General features: G+C 71.2%; 23 protein-coding genes. 11 read left to right on the top strand and 12 right to left on the bottom strand.

Annotated elements, in window-relative coordinates:
* Positions 1-15 precede the first annotated feature (15 nt).
* Both CSIV_RS08895 and uriH read left to right on the top strand, forming a co-directional pair.
* A complete protein-coding gene (locus tag CSIV_RS08895; protein WP_083735079.1) occupies positions 16-822 on the top strand; it encodes an IclR family transcriptional regulator domain-containing protein in 807 nt (268 codons plus the stop codon).
* A 58-nt stretch (positions 823-880) separates the two neighbouring features.
* Positions 881-1,840 carry a uridine-preferring nucleoside hydrolase UriH gene (gene uriH / locus CSIV_RS08890; protein WP_077051025.1) on the top strand — a complete coding sequence of 320 codons (960 nt, stop codon included), beginning with the start codon at positions 881-883 and terminating at the stop codon, positions 1,838-1,840.
* 7 nt (positions 1,841-1,847) lie between these two features.
* Here the strand turns inward: uriH and CSIV_RS08885 are convergent, their stop codons facing one another.
* The 3 genes from CSIV_RS08885 to CSIV_RS08875 are packed head-to-tail and all read right to left on the bottom strand — an operon-like array spanning position 1,848 to position 4,638.
* Positions 1,848-4,055 carry a heavy metal translocating P-type ATPase gene (locus CSIV_RS08885; protein WP_077051024.1) on the bottom strand — a complete coding sequence of 736 codons (2,208 nt, stop codon included), beginning with the start codon at positions 4,053-4,055 and terminating at the stop codon, positions 1,848-1,850.
* Positions 4,052-4,339: a heavy-metal-associated domain-containing protein gene (locus CSIV_RS08880; RefSeq protein WP_077051023.1), complete on the bottom strand. Its 288-nt coding sequence runs from the start codon at positions 4,337-4,339 to the stop codon at positions 4,052-4,054. Before CSIV_RS08880 ends, CSIV_RS08885 begins: the two co-directional genes overlap by 4 nt.
* A 17-nt stretch (positions 4,340-4,356) precedes the next feature.
* A complete protein-coding gene (locus CSIV_RS08875) occupies positions 4,357-4,638 on the bottom strand; it encodes a metal-sensitive transcriptional regulator (protein ID WP_026095929.1) in 282 nt (93 codons plus the stop codon).
* A 77-nt stretch (positions 4,639-4,715) separates the two neighbouring features.
* Between CSIV_RS08875 and CSIV_RS08870 the strand changes: the two genes are divergently transcribed.
* Complete coding sequence (locus tag CSIV_RS08870; RefSeq protein WP_077051022.1) at positions 4,716-5,720, top strand: endonuclease/exonuclease/phosphatase family protein; 1,005 nt, start codon at positions 4,716-4,718, stop codon at positions 5,718-5,720.
* A gap of 10 nt (positions 5,721-5,730) precedes the next feature.
* On the opposite strand, the gene CSIV_RS08865 is transcribed toward CSIV_RS08870, so the two are convergent.
* Together CSIV_RS08865 and CSIV_RS08860 are read right to left on the bottom strand one after the other, a co-directional pair.
* Positions 5,731-6,159 carry a hypothetical protein gene (locus CSIV_RS08865; RefSeq protein ID WP_077051021.1) on the bottom strand — a complete coding sequence of 143 codons (429 nt, stop codon included), beginning with the start codon at positions 6,157-6,159 and terminating at the stop codon, positions 5,731-5,733.
* A gap of 60 nt (positions 6,160-6,219) precedes the next feature.
* Complete coding sequence (locus tag CSIV_RS08860) at positions 6,220-6,837, bottom strand: GntR family transcriptional regulator (RefSeq protein WP_077051020.1); 618 nt, start codon at positions 6,835-6,837, stop codon at positions 6,220-6,222.
* Between the two features lie 318 nt (positions 6,838-7,155).
* On the opposite strand from CSIV_RS08860, the gene CSIV_RS08855 reads away from it, so the two are divergent.
* Entirely contained in the window at positions 7,156-7,362 is a 207-nt protein-coding gene (locus tag CSIV_RS08855) for a cold-shock protein (RefSeq protein ID WP_077051019.1), read from the top strand.
* Positions 7,363-7,370: 8 nt separating this feature from the next.
* Here CSIV_RS08855 and CSIV_RS08850 read toward each other — a convergent pair whose 3' ends face one another.
* Genes CSIV_RS08850 through CSIV_RS08830 form a run of 5 tightly spaced genes read right to left on the bottom strand, consistent with a single transcriptional unit; the run spans position 7,371 to position 13,354 of the window.
* Complete coding sequence (locus CSIV_RS08850) at positions 7,371-9,434, bottom strand: bifunctional lysylphosphatidylglycerol flippase/synthetase MprF (RefSeq protein WP_077051018.1); 2,064 nt, start codon at positions 9,432-9,434, stop codon at positions 7,371-7,373.
* Positions 9,435-9,462: 28 nt separating this feature from the next.
* Positions 9,463-10,665 carry a hypothetical protein gene (locus tag CSIV_RS08845; RefSeq protein ID WP_077051017.1) on the bottom strand — a complete coding sequence of 401 codons (1,203 nt, stop codon included), beginning with the start codon at positions 10,663-10,665 and terminating at the stop codon, positions 9,463-9,465.
* Positions 10,658-11,359: an HAD hydrolase-like protein gene (locus CSIV_RS08840; protein WP_077051016.1), complete on the bottom strand. Its 702-nt coding sequence runs from the start codon at positions 11,357-11,359 to the stop codon at positions 10,658-10,660. Before CSIV_RS08840 ends, CSIV_RS08845 begins: the two co-directional genes overlap by 8 nt.
* Before the next feature lie 48 nt (positions 11,360-11,407).
* Positions 11,408-12,103: an endonuclease NucS gene (gene nucS, locus CSIV_RS08835; protein WP_077051015.1), complete on the bottom strand. Its 696-nt coding sequence runs from the start codon at positions 12,101-12,103 to the stop codon at positions 11,408-11,410.
* A gap of 9 nt (positions 12,104-12,112) precedes the next feature.
* On the bottom strand, positions 12,113-13,354 hold the full coding sequence (locus CSIV_RS08830) for an MFS transporter (protein ID WP_077051014.1): 1,242 nt from the start codon (positions 13,352-13,354) through the stop codon (positions 12,113-12,115).
* A gap of 77 nt (positions 13,355-13,431) precedes the next feature.
* Here CSIV_RS08830 and CSIV_RS08825 point away from each other — a divergent pair, with 77 nt between their 5' ends.
* From CSIV_RS08825 to mnhG, 7 genes are all read left to right on the top strand, one after another.
* Positions 13,432-14,481: a LacI family DNA-binding transcriptional regulator gene (locus CSIV_RS08825; protein ID WP_077051013.1), complete on the top strand. Its 1,050-nt coding sequence runs from the start codon at positions 13,432-13,434 to the stop codon at positions 14,479-14,481.
* 95 nt (positions 14,482-14,576) lie between these two features.
* Positions 14,577-17,510 carry a Na+/H+ antiporter subunit A gene (locus CSIV_RS08820; RefSeq protein ID WP_077051012.1) on the top strand — a complete coding sequence of 978 codons (2,934 nt, stop codon included), beginning with the start codon at positions 14,577-14,579 and terminating at the stop codon, positions 17,508-17,510.
* Positions 17,507-18,121: a Na(+)/H(+) antiporter subunit C gene (locus tag CSIV_RS08815; RefSeq protein ID WP_077051011.1), complete on the top strand. Its 615-nt coding sequence runs from the start codon at positions 17,507-17,509 to the stop codon at positions 18,119-18,121. The genes CSIV_RS08820 and CSIV_RS08815 overlap by 4 nt, the downstream gene beginning before the upstream one ends.
* Positions 18,118-19,674: a Na+/H+ antiporter subunit D gene (locus tag CSIV_RS08810; RefSeq protein ID WP_077051010.1), complete on the top strand. Its 1,557-nt coding sequence runs from the start codon at positions 18,118-18,120 to the stop codon at positions 19,672-19,674. Before CSIV_RS08815 ends, CSIV_RS08810 begins: the two co-directional genes overlap by 4 nt.
* Complete coding sequence (locus tag CSIV_RS08805; RefSeq protein ID WP_077051009.1) at positions 19,671-20,285, top strand: Na+/H+ antiporter subunit E; 615 nt, start codon at positions 19,671-19,673, stop codon at positions 20,283-20,285. Before CSIV_RS08810 ends, CSIV_RS08805 begins: the two co-directional genes overlap by 4 nt.
* Positions 20,282-20,548, top strand: a complete 267-nt coding sequence (locus tag CSIV_RS08800) for a monovalent cation/H+ antiporter complex subunit F (RefSeq protein ID WP_077051008.1) — start codon at positions 20,282-20,284, stop codon at positions 20,546-20,548. Before CSIV_RS08805 ends, CSIV_RS08800 begins: the two co-directional genes overlap by 4 nt.
* Positions 20,549-20,550: 2 nt before the next feature.
* Positions 20,551-20,925 (top strand): monovalent cation/H(+) antiporter subunit G, encoded by a 375-nt coding sequence (gene mnhG, locus CSIV_RS08795; RefSeq protein WP_077051387.1) that lies wholly within the window; start codon positions 20,551-20,553, stop codon positions 20,923-20,925.
* Between the two features lie 241 nt (positions 20,926-21,166).
* On the opposite strand, the gene CSIV_RS08790 is transcribed toward mnhG, so the two are convergent.
* Positions 21,167-23,128, bottom strand: a complete 1,962-nt coding sequence (locus tag CSIV_RS08790; RefSeq protein ID WP_077051386.1) for an MDR family MFS transporter — start codon at positions 23,126-23,128, stop codon at positions 21,167-21,169.
* Between the two features lie 209 nt (positions 23,129-23,337).
* A complete protein-coding gene (locus CSIV_RS08785; protein ID WP_077051007.1) occupies positions 23,338-23,880 on the bottom strand; it encodes an SRPBCC family protein in 543 nt (180 codons plus the stop codon).
* Positions 23,881-23,947 lie beyond the last annotated feature (67 nt).

Below are 23,947 nucleotides of genomic sequence, written 5' to 3'. Positions count from 1 at the left end.
CGATAGGGTGAGCCGGTGACCGACGCCGAACCTTTCGCCCCCGCGCCTGAGGACGACAGTGACGGCCCCGGCGAGGTCGTGCAGGCCTTCGTGCGCGGGCTCGCGGTCATCCGCGCGTTCGACGCCGACAACCCCGAGCTGACGCTGAGCGAGGTCGCGCGTCGAGCTGGCGTGACGCGCGCCGCCGCGGGCCGCTTCCTCCGCACGCTGCAGAGCCTCGGGTACGTGCGCAACGACGGGCGCTCGTTCGCCCTCACCCCGCGCGTGCTGGAGCTGGGCTACAGCTACCTCTCGGCCCTGTCGCTCCCCGAGGTCGCGCAGCCGCACCTCGAGGCGCTGTCGCGCGCGGTCGGCGAGAGCGCGTCGGCTGCGGTGCTGGACGGCGCCGAGATCGTCTACGTCGCGCGCGTACCCGTGCGCCGGATCATGTCGGTCGGCATCACCGTCGGCACGCGGTTCCCGGCCGCGATCACGAGCATGGGTCGCGTCCTGTTGGCCGCGGCATCCGCCGACGAACGAGACCGGATCCTGGATGCCGAGCCCCTGGCGCCCCGGACCCCCCGGACGCTGACCGACCCCGCCGCCGTGCAGCAGGAACTCGAGCGGGTGCGCGGGCAGGGCTGGGCCCGCGTCGACGGCGAGCTCGAACCGGGGCTGCAGTCGCTCGCGGCTCCCGTCCACGGCCGGGACGGCGCGGTGGTCGCGGCCATCAACCTGTCGATGTCGAGCGGCCGCTACCCCGAGGCCGAGGTCGCCGACCGGCTGATCCCCGCGCTGCTCGCCGCGGCCCGCGACATCGAGGCCGACCTGCTGGTGGCGTGACCGGTGGACGTCGTGGTCTCCATCTCGGCGCCGGCGACCTAGGAAGAAAGAGCCTCACATGGCGAGAAAGATCATCCTCGACTGCGACCCCGGCCACGACGACGCCATCGCTCTACTGCTCGCTCACGGACACCCCGACATCGAGCTGCTCGCGGTCACGACCGTGGCGGGCAACCAGACGCTCGAGAAGGTCACCCGCAACGCGCTGGCCGTCGCGGAGGTCGCCGGCATCACGGGCGTCCGATTCGCGGCCGGTTCCCCTCGCCCTCTCGTCCGCGAGCTCGAGATCGCCGACGTCCTGCACGGCGACACCGGGATGGACGGGCCGACGCTGCCCGATCCCACGATGAGAGTGGAAGACCAGCATGCGGTGAACCTCATCATCGAACTGGTCATGACACATCCCGCCGACACGATCACTCTCGTCCCGACCGGCGCGCTCACCAACATCGCCCTGGCCGCGCGTCTGGAACCACGCATCATCGACCGTGTCCACGAGGTCGTGCTCATGGGCGGCGGACACAGCGAAGGCAACTGGGGGCCGAAGAGCGAGTTCAACATCGTGGTCGACCCCGAAGCCGCGCACATCGTGTTCGATGCGCCCTGGCAGGTGACGATGTGCGGTCTCGACGTCACCCACCAGGCATTGGCCACCGATGACGTGATCGACCGCATCGCCGCCGTAGGCACCCGCCCGGCGGCCTTCGTCACCGAACTCCTGCACTTCTTCACGACGACGTACGCCCACACGCAGGGCTTCGCCGCCCCACCCGTCCACGACCCCGTGGCCGTCGCACGAGTCATCGATCCATCCGTCGTCCAGACCGTTCCGGTCCCCATCGGGGTCGAGCTCACCGGGACGCTGACACGAGGCATGACCGTCGCCGACTTCCGTCACCCTGGCGACCCGGAGAGCCACACGCACGCTGCCATGCAGCTGGACCACGCGAAGTTCTGGGACCTCGTCGTCGCGGCGCTCGAACTGATCGGCGACCCCGCCCGCAGGCCGACGGAATGACGCGACGTCAGTGCGCCGCCGTCGGCTCGGCGCGGAATCCCCGCAGCCGCAGGCTGTTGGTCACGACGAACACGGACGACAGCGCCATCGCCGCGGCCGCGACCACCGGGTTCAGCAGTCCCGCCATCGCCACCGGGATCGCGGCGACGTTGTAGGCGAAGGCCCAGAACAGGTTGCCCTTGATGGTGCCGAGCGTGCGGCGTGCGAGGCGGACGGCGTCGGCGACGACGAGCAGATCGCCCGACACCACCGTGACGTCGCTCGCCGCGATCGCGGCATCCGTCCCTCCGCCCATCGCGATGCCGAGGTCGGCGGCGGTGAGGGCGGCGGCGTCGTTGACGCCGTCGCCCACCATCGCCACGACCCGTCCCTCGGCCTGCAGAGCGCGGACGACGTCGAGCTTCTCGGCCGGCGTCACCTCGGCGCGGACGTCGTCGATCCCGACCTCGGCGCCGACGCGGGCGGCGGTCGCGGCGTTGTCTCCCGTGAGCAGCACGGGGCGCAGGCCCAGGCGGCGGAACCGCGCGATCGCCTCGGCGCTCGTCGGCTTGATCGTGTCGGCGACGGCGATCGCGCCGAGGTACCGCCCGTCGCGCGCGACGGCGACGATCGTGGCCCGCTCGGCCAGTGCGTCGAGCGAGGACGCGTCTACGTCGACCGCCCACTGATCCCGCAGCCACGACAGCCGCCCGGCGACCACGGCGGAACCGTCCACGACACCCTGGACGCCGTACCCCGCGTGCGCGGCGAACGACTCGACGGATGCCGCCGTGCCCGCGGTCGCGGCGATCGCGCGACCGACGGGGTGCTCGGATCCGCCCTCGACGGCTGCGGCGGTCGCGAGCAGCTCGGCGCGGTCCACGCCCTCGGCGGGCAGCACGTCGGTCACGGCCATCCGGCCGGTGGTGACGGTGCCCGTCTTGTCGAGCACGATCGTGTCGACGCGGCGCGTCTGCTCGAGCACCTGCGGACCGCGGATCAGGATGCCGAGCTGCGACCCGCGCCCGGTGCCGACCAGCAGCGCGGTGGGCGTCGCGAGGCCCAGGGCGCACGGGCAGGCGATGATGAGCGTCGCCACGGCGGCGGTGAACGCGAGTTCGAGCGGGGCGCCCGCGCCGAGCCAGCCGGCGAACGCCGCGATCGCGAGAAGGATGACGACCGGCACGAAGACCGCCGAGACTCGGTCGGCGAGCCTCTGCACCTCGGCCTTGCCGGTCTGGGCCTCCTCGACCAGGCGTCCCATGCGGGCGAGCTCGGTGTCGGCGCCCACGCGCGTGATCTCGACGACCAGACGTCCACCGACGTTGATCGTGGCCCCGACGACGCGGGCGCCGGGGGCCACCTCGACCGGCACGGATTCGCCGGTGAGCATGCCGGCATCCACGGCCGAGGTTCCGTCGACGACGAGACCGTCCGACGGGATCTTCTCGCCCGGACGCACCACGACGACGTCGCCGACGACGAGGCTCGCGACCGGGACGGTGCGCTCGCGGCCGTCCTCGAGCTTGGTGGCGGAGGTCGCGCCGAGGTTCAGCAGGGCCTTCAGCGCGCTCGCCGAGGCCGTGCGCGCCCGTGCTTCGGCGTAGCGGCCGGCGAGGAGGAACACCGTCACGAGGGCGGCGACCTCGAGGTAGATCTCGTGCGCGCCGGCGGTGGGCGCGCCGAAGAGGGTGAAGCTCATCGTCATCCCGGGCATGCCCGCACCGCCGAAGAACAGGGCGTAGAGCGACCAGCCGAAGGAGGCGATGACGCCGAGGCTGATGAGCGTGTCCATGGTGACGGCGCCATGGCGGGCGTTGACCGCCGCCGCGCGGTGGAACGGCCACGCGCCCCACACCGCGACGGGGGCCGTCAGGGTGAGCGCGAGCCACTGCCAGTTCGAGAACTGCAGCGCCGGGATCATGGACAGCACCGCGACCGGCACGGCCAGTGCGAGGCTGATGAGCAGCCGGCGGCGGAGGGCGTCGGTCTCGGGATCGGTCGCGACCTCCTCCGGGACGGGCGGCGCGGGCAGCGCGGCCGCGTAGCCCGCAGCCTCGACGACCGCGATGAGGTCCGCCGGGTCGAGGTCGTGGCCGCGCACGCGCGCCTTCTCGGTGGCGTAGTTGACGGATGCCTCGACGCCGGGCAGCTTGTTCAGCTTGCGCTCGATCCGGGTGGCGCACGAGGCGCACGTCATCCCGGCGATGTCGAGCTCGACGTCGGTGGTGCTCATGACGGGTCGGCCGCCAGGGCGTAGCCGGCCTCCTCGACGGCATCGCGCACGAGGGCGGCGTCGAGCGGGGTGTCGCTGGCGATCGTGACGCGCGAGACGTCGCCGACGCGCAGGTCGACGGACACGCCCTGCACCCCCGCGATCTCGGAGATCTCCTCGGTGACGCTCCGGACGCAGTGCGCGCACGTCATCCCGGTCACGCCGATCTCCTGGATGACCGCGCCCTCGGGAAGAGGAGTGGATGCCGCCGCCTCGCGGAGACCGAGATCGATGCGTTCGTTCATGGTGTTCTCCTCGGTGATCAGGACCGGACGAGCCGGGCGATGGCGTCGTTGGCTTCGCGGATCTTCTCGGCGGCGACCTGGCCACCCTCCGCGCTGGCCTCGGCGACGCAGTGGCTGAGGTGATCCGACAGGAGCGACAGCGCGACGGTCTCGAGCGCCTTCGTCGCGGCGGACACCTGCGTGAGGATGTCGATGCAGTATTTGTCTTCGTCGACCATCCGCGCGATGCCGCGCACCTGCCCCTCGACGCGGCGCAGCCGTTTCTGCAGGTCGTCCTTGTGGCCGTCGTACCCGTTCATGCTGGATACCATACCCCCCTAGGGTATGCGGAGGGCCGGTTCGGCGAACATTCACCGAGGTCCGCTTCACTGTGGGGATGCCGACCGCTGCGCGCCGCCGACTTCCCCTCCTCGTGACGCTCGCGATCGGCGTGGTCTTCGCGGTGCTGGCCGTCTGGCCGCAGGTGATCGGGGCGCAGCGGTGGCAGTTCGTCGCGCTCGCCATCTCGTTCCGAGCGCCTCTCGCTCTCGGACTCGGGCTGCTCGCCGTCGTGGCGGGGATTGTCGCGCTCGTCCGCCGGCGGGCCGCCGTCGCCCTCGGGCTCGCCGTCGCCCTCGGTGCGGCCGCGCTCGGCAACGGTGCAGTCCTCCTCGCCCGCGGTGTCGGCGGGTCCACGGGCGAGGGCGACCTCACCGTCGCGGTATGGAACACCTACGGCGGCGGCGCGCCCCCGGAGGCCATCGCGAGGCTCGTCCGGGAGAGCGGGGCGGACGTCGTCAGCCTGCCCGAGACCGACGCGGACGCGGCGGCCGAGGTCGTCGGCATCCTGCGTCGCGACGGTATCGAGATGACCGCCGCGACCGTACAGGCGGCTCCGGGCGATCGCCCGGTTCCGACGTCGCTCCTGGTCGCGGACTCGCTGGGCCCGTACGCCCTCGACACCGAGGCCGGCTCGACCCCCGGCGCGCCGAGCGGGGTCTGGCGACCGGTCGACGGCACCGGACCCACGATCATCGCCGCGCACCCGCTTCCCCCGCTGCCGCTCATCGTCGACGAGTGGTCGACCGGCATCGACTGGGTCGCCGCACAGTGCACCGGGCCCGATGTGATCCTCGCCGGCGACCTCAACTCGACGCTCGACCACCTGTCGGGTCTCGGACGCGACGGTGGAGTGGTCGGCGACTGCCAGGATGCCGCCCAGCAGGCGGGTGCAGCGGCTCGCGGCACCTGGCCCACGTCGCTGCCGGCGGCGCTCGCCGCCCCGATCGACCACGTGCTCGTCGGATCGGCATGGGCCGTGCGCGGCTTCGAAGTGCGTACCGACTTCGACGACGCCGGCAGCGATCACCGCCCGGTCGTCGCCGTCCTCGCGCGGCGCTGAGCCCGCCGCATCACTCCAGGGTCGGCGGCAGCACGTAGACGATGTCGGCGCCGTCGCGCCCGTGCTCCACGAAGCCCAACCGGGCGAGCGTGTCGTGAGAGGGGTCGTCGTCGGCCGCGACGCACGCGTACAGCGGGCGCTCCGGCTCGGCGAGCGTGAGGAGCCGCAGCGCCTCCGTCGCCGACTCCCGCGACGTGTCGGGTGACACCGCGAGCAGGGCCTCGCGGTCCCCGTCGACGTCGAGCGTGGCGGCGAGCCCCACCACCTCGTCGCCGTCCACGATCGCGCGGGCCGTGACCCGGTCGGCATCCACCCACGCGTCGAACGCCGCGCGATCGTCGACCTGTCCGTGCGGCCACGTCGACGCGCTCGCGCGCACCGCCGCGTAGGCGGCATCCCGGTCGTCGTCACGGAGGGCGCGGAGCTCGATGCGGGTCATGACGTCACGGTAGCGGGCGTGCCCCGGATGAACGGATGCCTTGCGCTCGTCGCCGCGGGCTCAATAGAGGCCGTGCAGCCGCAGCCACAGGTGCGCCGCCTGTGCCGTGTCGCGCTCCCTGATCCGGTCGGCGAGTCGGAGGAAGAGTTCTTCGCATCCCTCCACGTGCGCGCACATCCAGCCGCGCAGGTTCCGCCGCAGGAGGAAGGCGGTCTGCTTCAACGTCTCCATCAGCACGATGTTCTGCGAGGCGCGGGTGAAGTGGGCGAGGAACGCGTATCCCGCGTCGACGTACGCGGGGGAGGAGTCGGCGCGGGCGGCATCCATGAGACCGCCGAGCAGGCGGGCGCCCTCCGCGATCTCGTCGTCCGAGCAGCGGGGGAGGGCGAGGTGCAGGGTCATCGCGATCATGTGGACCGCGTAGTCCTGCATGTCCGCGATCTCCTTGTCGCTCGGCGACGTCACGCGCGTGAACCGATGGGGCGCGATCTCGACCAGACGGATCGCCGCGAGTCGCTGCAACGCCTCCCGCACGGGGGTCCGGGAGATGCCCATGTGGGCGGCGAGTTCGACATCGCGGAGCCGGTCGCCGGGCCGCAGGCGCCCGTCGACGATCGCCTCGCCGAGGGCGGCGTACGCCTCGTCGACGAGGGCGGAAGGCTGGCGCCGCTCGTCCACACGCGGATTCTATGACGCCCGACTATCACAGATCATCGTCATACGTGAAGAATTCCCAGCTTTCGTGTCGCGCGAAGGGCTTGCGCGGCGGTACAGTTATCGCCGTCACGCCTCGCGTGACATATCCGGGGGGATCCGTCGACGCCCGGGCTTCGAGCTTCTGCTCAGCCCGGGCGTCGTATGGGCTTACGGGGCGATCGCCGCCATGACGTCGTGCAACGTTTGTGTCACGGGTCGATGCGCCCGCCCGGTCCGTGCCGTTACCGTGGGCACAGATCGGCGCGCTCGGCGCCGGCAGGAGTGGGAAACGGCACGTCGATGAGCACGCAGGGCACGGTCAAGTGGTTCAACTCGGAGAAGGGCTTCGGCTTCATCGCGCCCGATGAGGGCGGCCAGGACGTCTTCGCCCACTACAGCGCCATCCAGTCGGGCGGATACCGCTCGCTCGAGGAGAACCAGCGCGTCGAGTTCGACGTCGCGCAGGGCCCGAAGGGTCTGCAGGCGGAGAACATCCGCCTCCTCTGATCCGGGCGCTACCGCTCGGTCCGCACGAGGTCCACGCCCGCGGCCGCGAACTGCCGCAGCGTGGCGTGCGGCAGGAAGGCGCGGGTGAGGGCGGCGCCGATGCGGGTGAGGTCGGCCTCGTCCCGGTAGAGCAGATGCATCGTCTCGTACCGGGGATGGAACTTCTGCTTGAACCTGTGCAGCGAGGCGAAGCCGTAGACGGGCTCGAGCATCGTGGCCATGCGCTCCTGCAGGTCGGCGATCGCTCCGGCATCCGGGGGATATTCGTGCGCGAGGGGCGCTCCCGACAGCGACAGCACCTCCGCGCCCTCGGCCGAGAACTGCTGGGCCGACGATCCGATCAGGTACTCCATGACCGGGCCGAAGCCGCCGTCGCGGCGGCGCATCAGATCGAGCGTCCACCCGCGCACCCGACCCTCACCGTAGACGGGCAGCCACGACAGGAAACCGTCGACGTCGCCCGCCGGTGAGACCGCCAGCGCGACGCGGACCTCCGGATCGGCGGCCTCGTGGAGCGTGCCGAGAGTGAATCCCATCTCCGGCAGCCCCTTGTCGCCGACCCAGCTCTCGGAGATGGCCCGCAGCTGCTGCCGCACACCCCATGTCTCATCGGCCAGACGTGACAGGCGGAACGTCATGCCCTCGCGTTCGGCGCGATTCAACGACGTCCGCACCGCTCCCCACGCCTTGCCCGTGAACTTCAGGCCCGGCAGGTCGACGATGGTGTCGTCGGCGACGACGATGCTCCGCCATCCGTCGGGGACGGCGGCCCGGGTGGCCTCTCCGGCGCTGAAGAAGCACGGCGCCAGACCCGCGTTCTCGGCGCGCTCGACGAACGCGCGGACGGTCGCCGCGCGCGTCTCCTCCGGGCCGAGCGGATCGCCGAGCACGAGGGCGACCCCCGACCGGCGCTGGAAGGCGACGATCCCGCGTCCGAATCGGGCGTAGGCCATGCCGTCCCACGTCGTCATCCACGACAGGGTGCCGCCGCCCGTGGCGCGCAGCTCGGCCTTCACGTCGTCGAGCGACGGAGCCGGCGCGTCGCCGAGGGTCGCCTTCGGCCGCGCGCGGAACGCGGCACGCACGAGGATGAGGTACACCAGGGCGATGGTCCAGGTGGCCGAGGAGGCCAGGGTCACGGTGAGGTCGAAATCCACCGTCTGCTGGATGATGCCCGTACCGATCGCGACGACGATCAGCGCGACCAGTGCAAGGAGGACGGCGTTCAGGATGCCGTACAGCACCAGCAGGACCCACGCCCACCGGCGCCCCCTCCGGATGCCGTTCGCGACGAGGAGCACCACCACGGTGTTCACGGCCACATCGACCCACGACCCCGACACGGGGGCGGAATCTCCGAACGGGCCCGTGGTCGGACTGAGGTAGGTGAGGATGTCGATCGCGCCGAGGCCGCACACCACGACGAACGCGATGAGACGCTGCTCGCGGACCGAGACCCGCTGCGGCCGCAGAGACCGGTCGACGACCAGCACGAGACCCACGGCGATGAGGTGCTCGAGGTCGTTCAGCGACCCCCAGTACAGGAACGTCACCGAGAGGACGGCGATCAGCACTGTCCATGCGCGCAGGCGCCACGGCGACGGGAAGAGCGTCACGGCTGCCGCCAGACACGCGACAATCCCGGGAGAGGGACCGACGTCGAGCGCCCCGGCCTGCTCCTGCGCCCACGGCCAGGGGAGCAGCGCCGCGAGCCACAGCACCAGCGACGCACCGAGGACGGCACCGAGCTGTCCGCCGACGAAGTAGAACGCGGCGACACGCGACCCGCGGCGGAACTCCAGGAACCCCATCCCGATGAGCCCGACGATCACCGGTGCGTACAGCCACGGCACCGACAGGAAGAACGTGCCCGTGACCGGAGTCCACCAGCGGCCGGCTTCGAGCGCCGGGAGCCCGTAGGCCACCGTCTCGTGCAGGGACGACGCCGCGAACGGTGTCCACAGAGCCGCGGATACCGCACCCGCGATGAGCAGGACCAGCGCCAGCGCCGCCGTGACCGGAACGCGACGGACGGTGGCGGTGAGGCGATGGACGGTGACAGGCTCCCCCATGCCGCCCACGATATCGGGCGACAGGACGTCAGCGGCCGTCGACCGCGCGCCAGGCCGCCCGGGCGGAGGAGAGCGCCTGGACCGCCTCGTGCGCCGCACGGGCGGCGGCCAGCTCGCGCCGGGCGGCGTCGAGGCGCAGCCGCTCCTCGATCGGAGGCGCGTCGGCGAAGGCCTCGGCCGCGGCGACGGCGGCCCGGGCGCACGCGAGCGTGCCCGGCAGTGCTGCACGCGCCGCCTCGAGACGTCGACGTGCGGTCAGGGCATCGCCGATCGCGTCGTCGCGGACTTCGCGCACACGCGCCACCGTCTCGATCGCCGCGCGCGGGCGGAGCGGGAGTCCCTCGGCCGCCGCGTGCAGTTCCTCCTCCGCGGCGCGCAGGCGATCGGTGGCGTCGGGGGCGACACCGATGGGACGGGCGCCGGCGAGCTCGAGGGCGGCGACGATCTCGGACCGGGCGGCGGAGACCTCGGCCTCGGCGTTCTCGGACGCCTGCAGCACGGCACGGTGGGCATCCTCGACCGCTCGCAGCAGCCGCGCAGCCCGGCGGAGCTCGAGGGACGCCTCGAGCACCCGCGCGTCGGCGGCTTCCGGATCGTCGATCGCGGCATCCGCGGCATCCAGCGCCGCGTCCGCGCGCGCGAGCGCCGCCCGTGCCTCGTGGTCGGCGCGGTCGGCATCCGCCCACTCGGTGTCGTCGAACCGCGCGCGGGACTCGGCGACGAGCCGTGCGGGATCTCCCGACGTGCGGGCGATCTCCGCGCGACGGGCGCGGGCCGCGGCGACGCGCTCGGTAACGTTGCCGTGCGCGCGAGTCCACGCGGTCAGGCGGTCGCGGGTGTCGTCGGCCGCGGCGACCCGCCGTTCCAGGTCGTCGCGCAGACGCAGCCCGTCGGTGCGGCGCTGGGCCGGGAGGCGGGAGGACACCGCGAGCGCCGCCACTTCGGTGAACCCCCGATCGCGTCCGCGCAGCACCGCGGCCCGCGAGCGGCGCAGGTCGGTCGGCCCGTCATCGCCGAGGGCGTCGGCCGCTTCGAAGGCCGCGTCGAGTTCGGTGGCCGCGTCGTCGAGGCGCAGGAGCGCCGCCTCCGCGGCCGATCGCGCGTCCACCGCTGCCGCGGCCGCACGCGGTGACCTCCGCCGGGCGCGCACCACGATCACGACCACGCCCGCGACGAGCAGCGCCGCGAGCAGGGCGATCGCCACGGGCAGCGCCCAGGGGATGTCAGACACCGTCGGAGGCGGCGAGGTCGTCGTCCGGCACGAGCAGGAGCGCGCGCAGTTCGTCGGCGGTGTCGACGGCCGCCTGCGCACCGTCGGCCTCGTGCGGCCAGCTGAAGCCCCACCGGACGAAGATCACCGGCACACCGGCATCCGCCCCGCCTTCGACGTCGTGATGCCGATCGCCGATCAGCACGGGGCGGGAGGTGTCGTACCCGCGCACCTCGAGGCGCCGCAGTGCCTCGCGCACGATGTCGGACTTCGCGCTGAGCGTCCGCTCGTCGGGGCTCGCGCCCACCATGGCTTCGAGGTCGGGGGCGAGGCCGAAGTGGTCCATGAGCGCCACGACCTGCACCTCGGGCTTCGAGCTGGCGGTCGACTGGGGGATGCCGGCCGCGTGGAGATCGTGCACGATGTCGGCGACGCCGGGGTAGAGCTGCGCGCTGCCGGTGTAGCCCTCGCTCTTGTTCAGGGTGCGGTAGAAGGTGACGGCCTCGGTCGCCTCGTCGGGGGTCATTCCGACGTTGGCCTGGAACGACTCGAACATCGGCGGACCGATCCAGTGCGACAGCTCGCCGCGGACGGGAGGCCTGCGCCCGAAGTGCTCGAGGGTGATGGTGAGGCGGCGGAGGATCCCCTCGGACGCGTCGACGAGGGTTCCGTCGACGTCCCAGAGGACGCACGACCAGGGGGAGCGCACGGGCATGGGCTCCACGCTACCGGCGCGTCGGCATACGAGCCGCCCGTCCGCGCCTCAGAACAGTCGCGGAGCCCCCGACTCGATGCCCTTCATCTCGTCGTAGTCGAGGGTCAGGCACCGGATGCCGCGGTCGGTGGCGAGCACGCGGGCCTGCGGCTTGATCTCCTGCGCGGCGAACACGCCGCTCACCGGGGCGAGCAGCGGGTCGCGGTTGAGCAGGTCGAGGTAGCGGGTCAGCTGCTCGACGCCGTCGATGTCGCCGCGGCGCTTGACCTCGATCGCCACGGTCCCGCCGTTGTCGTCGCGCAGCAGCAGGTCCACGGGACCGATCGCCGTCGGATACTCGCGCCGCACGAGCGTGAGACCTTCGCCGACAACCGAGACCTGCTCGGCGAGCAGCCGCTGGAGGTCAGCCTCGACGCCGTCCTTGATGAGACCCGGGTCGATGCCGAGGTCGTGCGAGGTGTCGTGCAGCACCTCGTAGATCTTCACCACGAGCGCGTCGCCGGTCTTCTTGTGCGTGACGCGCCACTGCTCGGTGACCCCGACGCTCGCCGCCTCTTCCTCGGGTGCTTCCACCGTGAGGGTGCAGGGCGGGCTCATCCAGTTCAGCGGCTTGTACGACCCGCCGTCGGAGTGCACGAGCAGCGACCCATCGCCCTTGTGCACGAGCAGGCGCGTGGCGAGGGGGAGGTGGGCATTGAGTCGACCGGTGTAGTCGACCGAGCAACGGGCGATGACGAGACGCACCCGACGAGCCTAATCGCGGCGGGCGGCCTTCTCGGCCTCGGGTTCGGTGACGACGAGGGGCTTGGCCGCCCCGGAGAAGAGTCCGGATGCCACGATCAGGCCGACGACGATGAAGAGCGTGTTGAGCAGCCCGATGTGGTCGCCGATCCAGCCGAGGATCGGCGGACCGCAGAGGAACGCGACGTAGCCGATGGTGGCGGCCGCGGCGACGCGCGAGGCGGCCTTGGCCGGGTCGTCGGCGGCGGCGGACATGCCGATCGGGAACCCGAGCGAGGCCCCGAGGCCCCAGAGCGCGGCACCGATGTACACGAGCGGTCCGAACGGCGCGACGATGAACAGCAGTAGGCCGGCGGCGGCGGTGACGGCGAGGATCCGCAGCACCCAGACGCGTCCGAACCGGTCGACGACCGGGCCGCCGAGCAGGCGCCCCGCGGTCATCGCGATCGAGAAGACCGCCAGCACCGCGGGACCGGCCTCCTCGGGAGCGCCGTGTCCGAAGACGACGGCGGACGGCAGCCAGTCGTTCGCGCTGCCCTCGGCGAACGCCATGCCGAGCATGATCACGCCGAGCGTGTAGGTGCGGGGCTCGCGCCACGCCGACAGCGAGGCGGCGAGGCGTTCCCGCCAGTGCGCGCGCTCCTCCGCGGAGGGCGCGTCCATCGCGATCTCGCGAGACGGGACGTTCGCGATCGCGGCGAAGGCGACCACCGCGATGACGATGCCCATCGCCACGCAGTGCGCGACCACCGGGATGCCGCCGCGGACGGCCAGGAACCCGATGCCCGCACCGATGACGGTGCCGAAGCTGAAGAACGCATGGAGGAGCGGCATGACGGTGCGCCCGGTGGCCTTCTCGAGCGCCGCGCCCTCCACGTTCATCATCACGTCGACCGAGCCGTTGCCGAAGCCGAACAGGGCGAGGCCGACGAGGGCGACGCCGAACAGTTGCAGGGTGTCGGACCCGAACCCGATGATGACGACGCCCACCGCGACGAGGAGCAGCGCGATGAGCATGCCCCGTCGGGCTCCGACCCGCGCCATGATCGCGGGCGCGACGGTGAGTCCGATGATGGATGCCACGCCCATCCCCAGCAGCAGCAGGCCGACGCCGGAGTTCTCGATGCCGAGCGCCTCGCGGATGGCCGGCACGCGCGAGGCCCAGGTCGAGATGCTCAGTCCGCTCGCCAGGAAGATCGCGCAGATGGCGATGTACCAGCGCACGAGGCGCGAACGGGTGAGCGTGGAGTCCATGCGGCAACAGTAGCCAGGATCGCGGTCGGTATCGAATCGATTCGAGGGATCGATTCCACGCGGGGTACGATCGGGCGGTGAGCACGCGCCGCGCGACCATCAGCGACGTCGCCCGAGAGGCGGGCGTCTCCGCCTCGACGGCATCCGTCGTCTTCAGCGGAAAGACGCCGACGTCCGAGGCGACCCGGGCGCGCGTGATCGCCGCCGCGGAGAAGCTCGGTTACACCGGTCCCGACCCCCGAGCCGCGTCGCTCCGCCGCGGGCGTTCGGGCATCGTCGGGGTGGTCTTCGATCAGCACCTCGGCACCGCGTTCCTCGATCCCGTGACGACGCACATGATGGACGGTCTCGCCGACGGCGTCTCGCGGCTCGGCGCGGCCCTGCTCCTCCTGCGCGACGACGGCCAGACGGTCAGCGAACCGTCGCTGCACACCGCGCCGATCGACGCCGCCGTGCTGATCGGCTGCAGCCCCCGCATGCGCGATTCGCTCGAGATCGTCCGGGCCCGCGGCATCCCGGTCGTCGTCATCGAGGGGGATGCGGGCGAAGGGATCCCGCGCGTCCTGCTGGACAACGCCGAAGCCCAGCGTCAGGCCGCGCAGCATCTCGCCGACCTCGGACACACGGACGTCGTCATCGTCACCCTGCCGATCGACATCGACCGGCGCCGCGGTTGGATCCCCGACGATGCGGAAGCGCGGGTCGACGTGACCGCCGATCGCCTGGCCGGTGCGCGCCAGGTGTTCCCCGACGCCCCCGCGCTCGCCGCGGCCACCAGTTCGATCGACGAGGGCGCCATCGCCGGACGCACGATCTTCGCCGACCCCGCGCGCCGACCCACCGCCGTGATCGCGCAGAGCGACCTGTTGGCGGCCGGTGTCGTCCGTGCCGCCGAGGAGGCGGGACTCCAGGTGCCGCACGACGTGAGCGTGACGGGCTTCGACGGCGTCGTCGTCGACGGGCTCGCGCCCCATATCCTGACGACCCTCGTGCAGCCGGCCAAGGCGAAAGGGCGCGCGGCGGGCGAGGCTGTGGCGGCGATGCTCGAGGACGCGACGCCCGCGGGTCTCGACCTCACCTGCGCGTTCCGCGCGGGGACGACGACGGCCCCGCCCCGTAGCACGTGAGGTCCGCCGCGCGGGACGACGAATGCTCCGGGTAGAATAGATCCGACACCCCGAGAGCCCGGGCATCCGCCCGTCGACCCCGAGGAGGCCTTCCCGTGCTGGCATTCCTCGGCGCCTTCGCCCTCGTCCCGATCTTGCTGCCGTTCCTGGTTGCGCGAATCGGCGCCCGCGCCTTCTACGTCGCGGCGGTCCTCCCGGCCCTGGCCTTCGCTCACGCGATCGTGCTCGCGCCCACGGTGCTGTCCGGCGGCATTCCCTTCGAGGAATACGACTGGATCCCCGGTCTCGGCGTCTCGCTCTCGATGCGGATGGACGTGCTGGGCTGGCTCCTGACCCTCGTGGTCACCGGGGTCGGCGCGCTCGTCATGCTCTACTGCCGCTGGTACTTCCGCGGCAAGACGCAGGGCGTGGGTCAGTTCTCCGCGGTGCTGCTCGCCTTCGCGGGAGCGATGTACGGACTCGTGCTCACCGACGACATCGTCGTGCTGATCATGCTGTGGGAGATCACGAGCGTGCTGTCGTACCTGCTCATCGGCTATTACCACGGCCGTGCCGCGAGCCGCCGTGCGGCCCTCCAGGCACTCCTGGTCACCACGCTCGGCGGCCTCGTGATGCTGATCGGCGTCGTCCTCATCGTCGTGCAGTCCGGCACGACGAGCCTGTCGACGATCCTCGCCGCACCCCCGGTCGGCCCGGTCGTCGACGTCGCGGTGCTCCTCCTGCTCGTCGGCGCCCTCAGCAAATCCGCGATCTTCCCGTTCCACTTCTGGCTGCCCGGCGCCATGGCGGCGCCGACGCCCGTCAGCGCCTACCTGCACGCCGCCGCGATGGTGAAGGCGGGCATCTACTTGATCGCGCGCCTGGCGCCCGGGTTCGCCGACACCCCGCTCTGGCGTCCGACGCTCATCGCGCTCGGTGTCTTCACGATGCTGCTCGGCGGCTTCCAAGCGCTGCGCGAACGCGACCTCAAGCGCATCCTGGCCTTCGGCACGGTGAGCCAGCTCGGCTTCCTGACGATCATGCTCGGGTACGGAACCCGGGATGCCGCGCTCGCCGGTGTCGCTCTGCTGCTCAGTCACGCGCTGTTCAAGTCGTGCCTCTTCCTCATCGTCGGCGTCATCGACCGTCAGCTCTCCACCCGTGACATCGGGGAGCTCTCCGGTCTCGGGCGCCAGGCGCCCGTCATGGCCACCGCGGCCTTCCTCTCGATCGCCTCGATGGCGGGCGTCATCCCGACGCTCGGCTTCGTCGCGAAGGAGACCGCGCTGACGGCACTCCTGCACGAAGCGACGGAAGGTGCCGGCTGGGGGATCGTCGCACTCGTGGGCGTCATCGCCGGCTCCGCGCTCACGGCGGCGTACGGCATCCGGTTCCTGTGGGGGGCGTTCTGGACCAAGCGCGCGGTCGAGCGCACCGAATGGCCCGACCCGCCGATCGGGTTCCTCGCCTCGCCCGTGCTGCTGGCGACGGCGTCGCTCGCGCTCGGCTTCCTCGCCCCGCTGGTCGACGGGTGGCTCGCGCCCTACGCCGACACCGTGCCCGAGGCGACGCCCGGCGTCCCCGCGCCCGATCACGTCTACCACCTCGCTCTCTGGCATGGTCTCGAGCCCGCGCTGTTCGTCTCGCTCGGCACCCTCGCCCTCGGCGCGGGCATCTTCTGGCTCGTCCGCCGCACCCAACTGCACAAGCGCAAGCGCCTGCTGCCCTTCACCGCGAACGACGTCTACAACCTGGCCCTGCGCGGCATCGACCGCTCGTCCGAGTGGACGACCGCGCGATTCCAGCGCGGATCGCTGCCGTTCTACGTCGGCACGATCTTCGTCGTGCTCGTCGTGGCCGAGGGCACCGCGCTCCTGGCATCCGACGAGTGGCGCGCACAGCTCGACGCATGGCAGTCGCCGGCGCAGCTCCTGGCCGCGCCCGTCATGATCGCGGCGGGGATCCTCGCGGTCCGCGCCCCGAAGCGGTTCACGGGTGTCGCGTTGGTGTCGGTCACCGGTCTCGGCATGGTGGTGCTCTTCGCCACGAGCGGCGCCCCCGACCTCGCCCTCACGCAGGTGCTGATCGAGACCATCACCCTCGTGGTGTTCGCGCTGGTGCTGCGGCGCCTGCCCGCCCGGATGGGGGAGCACAACGCCTCGGTCGCGCCCCTCGCCCGTGCGGCGCTCGGCGTCGGCGTCGGGCTCACGATGGCGCTCGTCGCCGTCGTCGCCACCGGCGCGCGGCAGGACGCCCCGATCTCCCTCGAATGGCCCGCGCTGGCGTACGAGATCGGCCACGGGCGCAACGTCGTCAACGTCGCGCTGGTCGACCTGCGCGGCTGGGACACGATGGGCGAGCTGTCGGTGCTCATCCTCGCGGCCACGGGCGTGGCATCCCTCGTCTTCATCACCGATCGCAGCGACAACCTCTCGCGCCGACGCTCGGGCACCGCGCGCAGCCGCGTGGGCCTCGGGCGCCGCCGGCCGCTGGTCGAGACCGACAGCGGCGTCCGGGCGCAGCGCGCGGGCGAAACCGACGCCCCCCGCGCCTGGCTGGTGTCGGGCGCGAAGGTGCAGCCCGAGAACCGCTCCATCCTGATGGAGATCATCATCCGCGTGCTCTTCCACGCGATCATGCTCATCTCGATCTATCTGCTCTTCGCCGGTCACAACCTCCCCGGCGGCGGCTTCGCCGGAGGGCTCGTCGCGGGTATGGGTCTCGTGATGCGCTACATCGCCGGCGGCCGCTGGGAGCTCGGCGCCGCAGCTCCCACCGACGCCGGACGCCTGCTCGGGGCCGGTATGGCCCTGGCGGTCCTGTGCGCGATCGTGCCGCTGTTCTTCGGCTTCGCGCCGCTGCAGAGCTTCACGTTCGAGGGCGAGCTGCCCCTCATCGGGCACTGGGAGTTCGTCACCAGCACGATCTTCGACATCGGCGTCTACCTCGTCGTCATCGGTCTCGTGCTCGACGTGCTCCGCAGCCTCGGCGCCGAGGTCGACCGGCAGTCCAAGGACGCCGCCGACACCGAGGCGGTGACGGTGCCGTGAGCGTCTCGTTCGTCCTGATCGTCGTCATGGCGGTGCTCTTCGCGTGCGGTGTGTACGCGATGCTCGAGCGCAGCCTCACGCGCGTGCTCATCGGCTTCCTGCTGCTGGGCAACGCCGCGAACCTCCTGCTGCTGATCGTCATGGGCCAGCCCAAGATCGCGCCCTTCTACGACGGCGGCACCACGGATTCCGCCGACATGTCCGACGCGCTCCCGCAGGCCCTCGCGCTCACGGCGATCGTCATCACCTTCGGCATCTCGGCGTTCCTCCTGGCTCTGATCTACCGTTCCTGGCAGCTGGGTCAGGCCGACACGGTCGTCGACGACGCCGAGGACATCGCGATCCGCGCGCGGACGGCATCCGAGCCCGAGGATGCCATGGACGAGGAGTCCCGCTCGGACGACGAGGACGTCACCACCGACTTCGTCGGCGACGCGGTCTCGCCGATCCGGGTGCTGCACCAGGGCGACCTCTCGCAGCTGATCGACGATGCCCCGGTGGACCGTGTGGCGGTGGGCCGCGACCGGCCGCAGGGCGACACGCGCCGCCCGGAGGGCTCCGCCCCCTCCGACGACGACACCCGCGACCCGGAAGACGGTGATCGCCCGTGAGCGCCCTGGTCCCCCTGCTCGTCGGCATCCCCCTCATCGGTGCCGCGATCAACCTCGTCTTCGGGCGGCGCAAGAAGACGCAGATCGTCGTGTCGGTCCTCTCTCTCGCGACCGTGCTCGTCCTCGGCGCGATCCTGCTGGTCGCCGTCGACACGAACGGTCCGATCGCGGTGGCCATCGCCGGGTGGCAGATCCCGCTCGGCATCGTCCTGTACGTCGACGTGCTCGCGGCGCTGCTCGTGGTGGTCACGGCGATCGTGCTGCTGGCGGTCCTGCTCTTCTCGATCGGCCAGGGGGCCGCCGACAACGACGAGGACACCCCCGTCTCGATCTTCTACCCGGCGTACCTGATCCTGGGTGCGGGCATCTTCAACGCCTTCATCGCCGGCGACCTGTTCAACCTCTACATCGGCTTCGAGATCCTGCTCGTCGCGTCGTACGTGCTGATCACGCTCGGCAGCACCGAGTCGCGCATCCGCACCGGCGTCGTCTACATCGTCGTGTCGCTGGTGTCGTCGATCCTGTTCCTCGCCGCGATCGCGATGGTCTACGGCGCGCTCGGCACGGTCAACATGGTGCAGATCAGCGAGCGGATGGCCCAGCTCCCGCAGGACGTGCAGACGATCCTCCACCTCATGCTGCTGCTCGCGTTCGCGATCAAGGCGGCCGTCTTCCCGCTGTCGTTCTGGCTGCCCGACTCCTACCCGACCGCCCCCGCCCCCGTCACGGCGGTGTTCGCGGGCCTGCTGACCAAGGTCGGCGTCTACGCGATCATCCGCACCGAGACGCAGCTGTTCGTCGACAACGACCTGAACTTCCTGCTGATGATGGTCGCGCTCGCGACGATGATCGTCGGCATCCTGGGAGCCGTCGCGCAGGCCGAGCTCAAGCGCATCCTGTCGTTCACGCTGGTCAGCCACATCGGCTACATGATCTTCGGGCTGGCGATTAACACCCCGCTCGCGGTGGGCGCGACGATCTACTACATCGTCCACCACATCATCGTGCAGACGACGCTGTTCCTCGCCGTGGGCCTCATCGAACGCCGCGCGGGCAGCACGTCGATCCTCAAGGTCAAGGGCCTCATGAGAGCGGCGCCGGTGCTGGCGGTGCTGTATTTCATCCCGGCGGTCAACCTGGGCGGACTCCCGCCGTTCTCGGGATTCATCGGCAAATACGCGCTGTTCGACGCTGCCGCCCAGGTGGGCACGCCCGTGATGATGGTGCTGATCGTCGGCGGTATCGCGACCTCGATCCTCACGCTCTACGCCCTGATGCGCGCGTGGAACCTGTCGTTCTGGCGCGAGGAGAACGACTCCACCGAGACGCTCGAACGGATCGCCTACCTCGGCAACGCGCCGGCCGCGGCCATCTCGACCGAGCGCCGCACGATCCCTCGCATCATGACCGCCGCGACCGCCGGCATGGTGGCCGTGACCGTCGCGCTGACCGTCTTCGCCGGCCCCCTGCTCGATGTCTGCCTGCGCGCGGGCGAGCGCATCACCGACGGCATCACGCTCGTGCAGCTGCAGGACCAGGAGGCGGAGCAGTGAGCCCCTCGCGTCGTTCCCAGGTCGGCTTCTTCCTGCACCAGCTGCCGTTCTTCCTCGTCCTCGTCGCCCTGTGGATGCTGCTGTGGGGCCAGTTCACCTGGCTCGCCTTCCTGACCGGAGTCGGTGCGGCGATCTTCGTGACACGCGTGTTCCGCCTGCCCCCGGTCGACCTGTCCGGGCGGTTGAACCTCTGGTACGGCCTGGTCTTCGTCGTGACGTTCTTCGCCGCCGTCGTGCGCGGCTCGCTCGTGGTGGCCTGGCAGGTTCTCGACTTCCGGCGTCCGCCCGGCGCCGCGATCATCGCCGTCCCGCTCCGGGTCGACGACGACGTGATCATGGCGCACACGGCGGTCACGGCATCCCTCATCCCCGGTTCTCTCATCGTCGACGTCGATCGCGAGGGTCGCACGCTGTTCCTCCACACCATCGGGGTGCGCAGCGATGAGGATGCCGAGCACCAGCGCCGCGTCGTGCTCGGCTGGGAGGCGCGGATCACGCGCGCCGTGGGATCCCGCGCGCAGCTCGCCGACCTGCGGCGCCAGATCGCCGAGGCCGACGATCACGCCCACCTCGGGGCCGAGACGCCCCGCGACGGACGGACCCCGCTATGACCGCACTCGTCGTCGTCATCCTGATCGTCTTCGCCGTCGCCGCGGTGCTGGCGTTGATCCGGCTCGTGGTCGGCCCGTCGATCCTCGACCGTGCGGTCGCCGCGGACGTGCTGCTCACCGAGGTGGTGTGCATCCTCGGCGCCGACATGGTCATCAACCACCACACCCGGTCACTGCCGGCGATGCTCATCATCGCCGCGGTCGGCGTCTTCGGGTCAATCGCCGTCGCGCGGTTCGTCGCACGGAAGGAGAACCCCCGGTGACCCTGGAGTCGGTCCTCGACGTCGTCGCGCTCGTGCTCGTGCTGATCGGCGCGGTGCTGTGTCTCACGGCGACCATCGGGCTGCTGAGGTGGCCCGACGTCCCCTCGCGCCTGCACGCGGCCACCAAGCCGCAGGTGCTCGGCGTGCTGCTCGTCGTCACGGCGGTCGTGCTGTCGGTGCGCACGTGGGAGGCGCTGGCCTTCGGCATCCCGATCGTCCTCATCCAGTTCGCCACGGCGCCCCTCGCCGCGCACATGGTCGGCCGCGCCGCGTACCGCAACCGCACGATGGACGAGCAGGGCCTCTACGTCGACGACCTGCAGCACCGCACCGAAGAGGGCGGCTCGATCGCCGCGCCCTCCCGCCCCGAGAGCTGAGCGCGGCGCCGCGGTCGGCGAGGCACCGCGTTTGCGCCCCGGGGTCGCGCTGCGCCGCGGTTGCGCTGCGCCGCGGTCGCGCCCCCGCACGCGGGCTCGCCGCCCCGCGCATAAACACTTCTCGCTCGCATAAACGCGATGAGAGAGCGTTTATGCGAGCGAGAAGTGTTTATCGAGCGGATGCCACGGCTCGATGCATCGGCCCGGGCGGCGCTGCGATGGCGCCGACCCGGGCCGTGCGTCAGCCGAGGGCGACCGGCTCGGGGCGGCGCTCCGCGTCGGCCGACTCCTGCAGCGCCGACTTCGCGCGCAGCGGGGGCGTCCGGAAGAACAGCGTCAGCACGAAGGCGATGAGCGCCACGCCCATCGCGACCCAGTACACCGCGACGGTCGACTGGTTGAACGACACCAGCAGCGGCTTGGTGAGTCGCGGGTCGGCGCCGTTGAGGAACGACGTGTCGTCCATGGTGCTGCTGTCGAACGACGACTCCGACGATCCCGACATGTTGTCGATGATCTGCGGAACGGCCTGGTCGACGAAGGCGCGTCGCGCCGTGGCGTCCGAGAAGTCGAGCGTGACGGTGCCGTCCGCGGAGACCTCCGCGACGGGGAGCTGCTGCTGGATCGCGGCGGCCGCCTGCTGAATCGCCTGTTCCTGCGCGGCCGCGGTCACCTGCGCCTGCGCGGCGGCGGGCACGGCCCCTGCGGCGACCTGCTGCGCGACGGCGTCCGCGGCGGCGGTCTTGGCCTGCTCCACGCCCTGCTGCGCGCCGGTCAGTGCACCGTCGGTGAGCTGCGCGACGAACGGGTCGTAGACCTTCGACATGATGCCCGCGTTGGCCGGGGCGGTCGCGACGGTCGGGTCGAGGGCGGCATCCAGCGCATCGGTCAGCGTGCCCTGGTCGCGGAAGTTCGTCTGCAGGTTCAGCGGCACGAGCGCGAACAGGAGCGACAGCAGCACGGCGGTGCCCAACGTTCCACCGATCTGACGGAAGAACGTGGAACCCGAGGTGGCCACGCCGATGTCGCGCGGGCCGACGGAGTTCTGCGAGGCGATCGTGAGCGTCTGCATCAGCTGTCCGAGGCCGAGGCCGATGAGGAGCATCGCTCCGGCGATCTGCCAGTACGACGTGTCGTAGCGGATGAACGTCAGCGTGAAGAAGCCGAGCGCCATGAAGGCGGTGCCGATCGTGGGGAAGATCCGGTAGTGCCCGGTGCGCGAGATGATCTGGCCGCTCACGATCGACGAGATCATGAGGCCGAGGATCATCGGCAGCAACTGGATGCCGCTCTCGGTCGGGCTCGAGCCGAGCACGAGCTGCAGGTACAGCGGCAGGGTCAGCATGGCGCCGAACATCGCGAAGCCGACGAAGACTCCGATGATCGTCGCCATCGAGAACGTGGAGGAGCGGAAGAGCTTCAGCGGGATGAGCGCGTCGTCCTTCATGCCGCGCTCGATCAGGATGAACGCCAGGATGCCGAGGGCTCCGACGACGTAGCAGGCGATCGAGATGGGCGAGGTCCAGCCCCACTCGCGGCCCTGCTCGGCGACGAGCAGCAGGGGGACCAGCGCGATGATGACCGCCATCGCACCGAACCAGTCGATGCGCACGGCCCCGTGCGGGTGGCGGGGGATGTGCAGGAATCGCAGCACGATCGCGAGGGCGACGAGTCCGATCGGCACGTTGATGAGGAACACCCAGCGCCATCCGGCGAGGAAGAGGATCTCGGGCGCTCCGGCGAACAGACCGCCGACGAGCGGCCCGATGACCGAGGAGATGCCGAAGACGGCGAGGAAGTAGCCCTGGTACTTGGCGCGTTCCCGGGGAGCGAGGATGTCGCCCATGATCGCGAGCGGCATCGACATGAGGCCACCGGCGCCGAGTCCCTGGATGGCGCGGAAGGCCGAGAGCTCGAACATCGACGTGGAGAAGCTCGCCGCGATCGACCCGACGATGAAGATCGCGATGGCGATGATGAAGAGGGGGCGGCGACCGAAGATGTCGGAGAGTTTGCCGTAGATCGGCGTCGCGATCGTGGACACGATCAGGTAGGCGGTGGTCACCCACGCCTGCTGGCTGAGACCGTTCAGGTCGTCGCCGATCGTGCGGATCGCGGTTCCCACGACGGTCTGGTCGAGCGCGGACAGGAACATGCCCGCCATGAGCCCGAAGATGACGAACAGGATCTGGCGGTGAGTCATCACCGGGGTGCTTCGGGTGGTCGGGGTCGACACGGCAGCAGTGGTCACGTTTCCTCGGAAGGGCGAAGGGGGCCGACAGGAAGGCCGCGCGAGAGGGCGGGCGCGGCTCGGGCGGGGCCGGAGGAGGGAGGCCGCCGGCACCGAAAAGAAGTTGTGTTTTGTCAACTATAAGGGCGTCGAGGCGCTGCGCATTCCCGTTCGCCCCGAGTTCAGATGTCGGCTTCCCGCGCGTCGCTCGCCGCCTGGGGCGAGGCCGCGCCCTCGGCCGGCTCGGGCGTCTCGGGGCGGGCTTCCAGTTCGCCCGTCTCCCGCTCTTCGCGCCGACCCTCGGCGAGGAACGCGAGACGGTTGAGGCATTCGTGGTTGCGGAGCACCAGCAGAGGGCGCCACAGGATGCCGGGCAGCACCGCCGGCAGCCCCGACACGGGCTCCTCCGCGATGGTGACGGCGATGCCGTCCCCGTGCGGGCGCACGTCGAACCGGATGACTCCGCGGCCCAGCAGCCCGGCCTTGGGGCGCAGGCGGACCCGCCGCGGCGGGTCCCACTCGACCATCTCGGTGGTGTCGTGGATCATCACGGGCCAGACGCCGAGGGAGTGGTGGATGCGCGCGCCCTCCTGCGGCCATTCCGGGTCGACGTCGCGCATCCGCGCCGCCCCCACGACCCACACCGGGTACAGCCAGCCGTCCGCGAGCACGGCGAACAGGTCGTCGGGGGTGCAGCGCATCAGGCGGGTGTTGCGGGCGGCCATGGCATCCCTCCGTGATCGTCGTGTCCCGACCCTATGTCGCGGCCGCCCTTCGGCGCACGGTCTTGAC

The sequence above is a fragment of the Microbacterium sp. CSI-V genome, assembly GCF_001984105.1.
Taxonomy (GTDB): domain Bacteria; phylum Actinomycetota; class Actinomycetes; order Actinomycetales; family Microbacteriaceae; genus Microbacterium.
The sequence above is the reverse complement of the archived record's forward strand: the minus strand, read 5'-3'. Positions and strand labels throughout refer to the sequence as shown.

What these genes read in the sequence shown, in the direction of transcription:
- CSIV_RS08880 (WP_077051023.1), bottom strand. Translation starts at nt 4,339, where the DNA reads ATGAACGAACGCATCGATCTCGGTCTCCGCGAGGCGGCGGCATCCACT.
- CSIV_RS08840 (WP_077051016.1), bottom strand. Translation starts at nt 11,359, where the DNA reads ATGCCCGTGCGCTCCCCCTGGTCGTGCGTCCTCTGGGACGTCGACGGA.
- CSIV_RS08790 (WP_077051386.1), bottom strand. Translation starts at nt 23,128, where the DNA reads ATGACTCACCGCCAGATCCTGTTCGTCATCTTCGGGCTCATGGCGGGC.
- CSIV_RS08870 (WP_077051022.1), top strand. Translation starts at nt 4,716, where the DNA reads ATGCCGACCGCTGCGCGCCGCCGACTTCCCCTCCTCGTGACGCTCGCG.
- CSIV_RS08785 (WP_077051007.1), bottom strand. Translation starts at nt 23,880, where the DNA reads ATGGCCGCCCGCAACACCCGCCTGATGCGCTGCACCCCCGACGACCTG.
- uriH (WP_077051025.1), top strand. Translation starts at nt 881, where the DNA reads ATGGCGAGAAAGATCATCCTCGACTGCGACCCCGGCCACGACGACGCC.
- CSIV_RS08885 (WP_077051024.1), bottom strand. Translation starts at nt 4,055, where the DNA reads ATGAGCACCACCGACGTCGAGCTCGACATCGCCGGGATGACGTGCGCC.
- CSIV_RS08850 (WP_077051018.1), bottom strand. Translation starts at nt 9,434, where the DNA reads ATGGGGGAGCCTGTCACCGTCCATCGCCTCACCGCCACCGTCCGTCGC.
- CSIV_RS08830 (WP_077051014.1), bottom strand. Translation starts at nt 13,354, where the DNA reads ATGGACTCCACGCTCACCCGTTCGCGCCTCGTGCGCTGGTACATCGCC.
- CSIV_RS08855 (WP_077051019.1), top strand. Translation starts at nt 7,156, where the DNA reads ATGAGCACGCAGGGCACGGTCAAGTGGTTCAACTCGGAGAAGGGCTTC.
- CSIV_RS08865 (WP_077051021.1), bottom strand. Translation starts at nt 6,159, where the DNA reads ATGACCCGCATCGAGCTCCGCGCCCTCCGTGACGACGACCGGGATGCC.
- CSIV_RS08800 (WP_077051008.1), top strand. Translation starts at nt 20,282, where the DNA reads ATGACCGCACTCGTCGTCGTCATCCTGATCGTCTTCGCCGTCGCCGCG.
- CSIV_RS08875 (WP_026095929.1), bottom strand. Translation starts at nt 4,638, where the DNA reads ATGAACGGGTACGACGGCCACAAGGACGACCTGCAGAAACGGCTGCGC.